Annotated in this window: 5 protein-coding genes; 1 reads left to right on the forward strand and 4 read right to left on the reverse strand. The window is 47.3% G+C overall.

The window, feature by feature from the left end:
* Nucleotides 1–154 precede the first annotated feature (154 nt).
* Nucleotides 155–514, forward strand: coding sequence for a hypothetical protein (locus tag ACTUHY_RS12780; protein ID WP_442827991.1), 360 nt, complete (start codon nucleotides 155–157; stop codon nucleotides 512–514).
* Nucleotides 515–594: 80 nt separating this feature from the next.
* On the opposite strand, the gene citF is transcribed toward ACTUHY_RS12780, so the two are convergent.
* The 4 genes from citF to ACTUHY_RS12800 all read right to left on the reverse strand — a co-directional run bounded on the left by citF (nucleotide 595) and on the right by ACTUHY_RS12800 (nucleotide 3,880).
* On the reverse strand, nucleotides 595–2,130 hold the full coding sequence (gene citF, locus ACTUHY_RS12785; RefSeq protein WP_442827992.1) for a citrate lyase subunit alpha: 1,536 nt from the start codon (nucleotides 2,128–2,130) through the stop codon (nucleotides 595–597).
* 3 nt (nucleotides 2,131–2,133) lie between these two features.
* Entirely contained in the window at nucleotides 2,134–3,009 is an 876-nt protein-coding gene (locus ACTUHY_RS12790) for an HpcH/HpaI aldolase/citrate lyase family protein (RefSeq protein WP_442827993.1), read from the reverse strand.
* Nucleotides 3,006–3,293, reverse strand: a complete 288-nt coding sequence (locus ACTUHY_RS12795) for a citrate lyase ACP (protein WP_442827994.1) — start codon at nucleotides 3,291–3,293, stop codon at nucleotides 3,006–3,008. The genes ACTUHY_RS12790 and ACTUHY_RS12795 overlap by 4 nt, the downstream gene beginning before the upstream one ends.
* Before the next feature lie 206 nt (nucleotides 3,294–3,499).
* A complete protein-coding gene (locus ACTUHY_RS12800; RefSeq protein ID WP_442827995.1) occupies nucleotides 3,500–3,880 on the reverse strand; it encodes a LysR substrate-binding domain-containing protein in 381 nt (126 codons plus the stop codon).
* Nucleotides 3,881–4,000 lie beyond the last annotated feature (120 nt).

Here is a 4,000-nt window from a genome sequence, read left to right on the forward strand (position 1 = left end):
ATGCGGAGATGATGGCATCTAATACGCCGTCTGAACTGAGAAGAGCCGCTATCCGGCAGCAAAATATGGCGGCAGCATAGTGTTTTGAATACCTAAAGGAAATTTACACACAAATATGGACTTGACTCCCATTTTTTATTCTTTAGGAGATTTTATGCTTGAAAATGAAAATATACCAAATGGCCCAGAAGACTTTTATCAAATGTATAATTTGAGTTCGGATGATTCTATATATGACTTGTTTGAGAGAAGATCACAAGGCTTTAAAAAAGGACTCCAATCCGATCACCGTGCGTTTGAGACAGTGGTTCCTTGCATTCGTATGCATGATGGCAAGCTAAAATCTGTTACATTACTTCCAGTAGAATGCGGGTTTAAACAAAAAAAATCAATGGGTGGATTGCCCAAAATAAAAAGGAATGCAGATTTCATGAAAAGATTAGCTCAACTATCGAAAAAATTTGGTACAGAAATTATAGTGAGAAAGGATGGATTGGGAGAAATTCGGTTATAAATAAAATGCCACTGTTCCAAAAGACAGTGGCATTTAACTTTTAGTACTTATAATCTATATATAAAATTGTAATGCTTTGTTTATAGTTCATGGATCACATCGATGATGCTCCCATCCCGGTATTCCACCACGCCACAGATCTTGTCGCTGAGTTCCAGGGGAGAAGCTTTTCCTGAGAGCTGCATGGCTTTTTCCCGCAGGGCTTCGATGGAAGTCAGGGGCAAACCTTTGCCCTTCAGGCATTCCGCAATATCCGGGCGCCGAGGATTCACGGCAATCCCATATTCCGTCACCAGTACATCTACACTTTCTCCCGGGGTGACTACGGTGGTCACATGGTCCAGGAGCATGGGCAGACGGCCCCGGAGGAGAGGCATGGTGATCAGGGTCATCTGGGCCCCGGCTGCCGCATCCGGATGGCCCCCGGGTGCTCCCAGCAGTTTGCCATAAGAGTCCGTCAGCACATTCACGTTGAAATCCACATCAATCTCCGTGGCACTGAGTACGGTGAAATCCAGCATGTTCACATAGGGACAGGCAGAAAAGGGATTGGCATAGGCGGAAGCAGAAATCTCGTGATGTTTGATATCTGTCCGCAGGGAATCGATGGCGGTCAGATCGAAGTCCTGGGGATCATAGAAGGTCTTGATCAGTCCTTCCTTCAGCATCTGGACGTGGAACCCGGAAACCCCGCCGACCCCGGCAGCTGCTGTATAGTTCTTTTCCAGCATCTCCTGTCGGATGTAGCCGGCCGTAGCGATAGCCATGCCACCGCTGCCAAACTGGAAGACCATATTGTCATGGAAGTAGGGCGTCGCAGCGATCACCTGGGCTGCATACCGAGAAATCAGCAGTTCCGCCGGGTTCTTGCTGACCCGGATGGAGCCTGTAGCAATGCCGGCCGGATCTCCGATGGAGTCCACGGTGGTCACATAATCCACCTGGGTCTGGGGAATGCTCACATAATCCAGTGGGATATCGGAAAGCCCGTCGGTGACGGCAATCACATGGTCTGCATACTCTGCATCGGGCATGGCATAGCCCAGGGATCCGCAGGCACTCTTGCCTTCCACCCCGTTCAGGTTGCCGAACCGGTCGCAGGCAGGAGCTGCAATGAAGGTGGCATCAATATGGAGCTCTCCTGTTTCAATGGCCCGGGCCCGTCCTCCATGGGTACGGAAGATGGCCGGTTTCTTCAGGCCGCCTTTCTGGATGAAGCTGCCCAGCTTGCTCCGGGCACCGCTGGTATCCACGGCCGTGATCACACCGCTTTCAAAATAGGGCAGCAGGCAGTCTTGGACCTTGCTCAGGGAAGAAGCAGAGAGGGTCAGGTATTTGATCCCTTTTTTGGCAATGGCGTCCACCACATACAGCATGACCGCATCTCCGTTCCGCAGGCAGTGATGGAAAGAGATGGTCATCCCGTCTTTCAGCCCAATGGCATCCAGGATGTAATCTAGGCTTTTCACTTTGTCCGTACCGGGACGGAAGAATTTGACCGGGCGGGGAGCCATCCGGGAACCTTCCGGATGGGCAGTGTAGGCACCGGAAAAGGCCTGTTTTGTTTCCCATCCAGGGACTTTCCGGATTTGTTCCATATATTTTTCGTCAACCATGGGTCAGATCTCCTTTCCGGCCGCTTTGGCATAGGCCAGTACGTCCTTGGCTCGGGTTACGATGGGCATATCGATCATCTTTCCGTCCAAGGCGATGACACCGGAAGCGTTGGCCATGGCTTCTTCATAGACAGCCACCACTTTTTTGGCATGTTCGATTTCCTTATCAGTGGGAGTATAGACTTCATGGACCAGCCCAATCTGGGTGGGGTGAATCACGGATTTGCAGGTGAAGCCCAGCATTTTCCCAAAGGCTACGTCTTTCTTGAAACCTTCCGGATCCTTGAAATTGCTGTTCACGTAATCCATGGGGATGACCTTGGCAGCATGGGCACAAAGGGAAATCTGGTTCCGGGCAAATAGGATCTCTTTCGCATCCTCGCTGCGGGCCATCCGCATATCCGTGCGGAAATCCTCGGCCCCCAGGCCGATGGCGAAGACCCGGGGAGACGCTTTGGCAATCTGATAAGCATTATAAACGCCAAGAGCTGTCTCGATGGAGCAGGCAATTTTTATCGTCCCAACGGGAATCTTGCTGGCCTGTTCCATTTCTGTGATCAGCGCATCCAGAGCCTGGACATTTTCCGCGGTCTCCGATTTGGGCAGGCGGAGAAAATCCGGTTTCAGGGGGACCATAGCCCGGACATCGTCTTCATAATAGGGCGTATCCTGGCCGTTGATCCGGATCCCGATCCGGCAGTCCGGCCGGTACGTGGAAAGGAAACTGCTGACCAAATCCCTGGCAGCATCTTTTTCATTGACGGAAACCGCATCTTCCAAATCGTAGATCAGGGCATCGGCTCCATAGATTTCTGCTTTGGCGATTTTTCCAGGAGCATTTCCCGGAACAAAGAACATGGTCCTGTACAAAGAGTTCATGCCGGTTTACCTCCTTTTTGTGCCAGGGCCCGCTTCACAGCGGTGCGGACCCGTGCCTTGATGGCAAAGTCCCAAGCTCCCAGATCATCGATCTGGATCTTTACGCCGTGGATCCCGAATTCGTCCAGGACCTGTTCCACATCTTCCTGGATGGCTTCTCCGAATTTCTTTTCTACTTTGCTGTGGATTTCCACTTCTCTGGAATCTCCGCCCAGTTCCAGCTGGACCATCAGGTCGTGTTTGGCATCACTGCCTGCTTTTATGGGCTCATTAAAAAATAACATAGTATCAAATCCCTCCCATTTTATACAGTGAAGACTAACGCTATAAAAGAAAAATATTTTTATATAGCTATTACTAATACTATGAGTGTATCTAAAAAAAAAAAAATGTATAATAACATATTGGAAGAGATATAATGCAAATTTATTATGATAAAAGTTCCAAGTAAAATAATTTAAATTTTAACTTGGAACTTTTATTATGATTTTTAATGTGCTGTTAAGTTTCTTAAATGGAGAAAAGTCGAAAACTTATGTTCTTTCATAAATTTGAAAAAAGCAAAAAAAAGAGCATCATCTAGTATTTCTTTTTTATAAACTAGATAGGTATGCCTTTGAATAGGATCCCCAGATTTATCTTTTAAGATAATACAATGAATATTAGGATTGTCTGGAACGAGAACTGAAGGCAGAATTCCAAAACCATTACCATTAAAAACCATTTCACAACACAAATCTAGACTATTAACTTGTACATCAATATGAGGGGGTGTATTAAAATTATTATTCCACCATAAATCTAACATCTTAATATAATACTCGTCTGTAGTATATGCGACTCGATTCATATGAGCTAAATCTTTAGTCAAGTCCATATTTGTGTGTAAATTTCCTTTAGGTATTCAAAACACTATGCTGCCGCCATATTTTGCTGCCGGATAGCGGCTCTTCTCAGTTCAGACGGCGTATTAGATGCCATCATCTCCGCA

Origin of the sequence: Acidaminococcus nyctereutis, assembly GCF_052216985.1 — a bacterium.
Lineage (GTDB): Bacteria > Bacillota > Negativicutes > Acidaminococcales > Acidaminococcaceae > Acidaminococcus > Acidaminococcus fermentans_A.

Bases quoted from the DNA above. Each gene is read 5' to 3' on its own strand.
- ACTUHY_RS12780 (WP_442827991.1), top strand. From the start codon at position 155: ATGCTTGAAAATGAAAATATACCAAATGGCCCAGAAGACTTTTATCAA.
- citF (WP_442827992.1), bottom strand. From the start codon at position 2,130: ATGGTTGACGAAAAATATATGGAACAAATCCGGAAAGTCCCTGGATGG.
- ACTUHY_RS12790 (WP_442827993.1), bottom strand. From the start codon at position 3,009: ATGAACTCTTTGTACAGGACCATGTTCTTTGTTCCGGGAAATGCTCCT.
- ACTUHY_RS12795 (WP_442827994.1), bottom strand. From the start codon at position 3,293: ATGTTATTTTTTAATGAGCCCATAAAAGCAGGCAGTGATGCCAAACAC.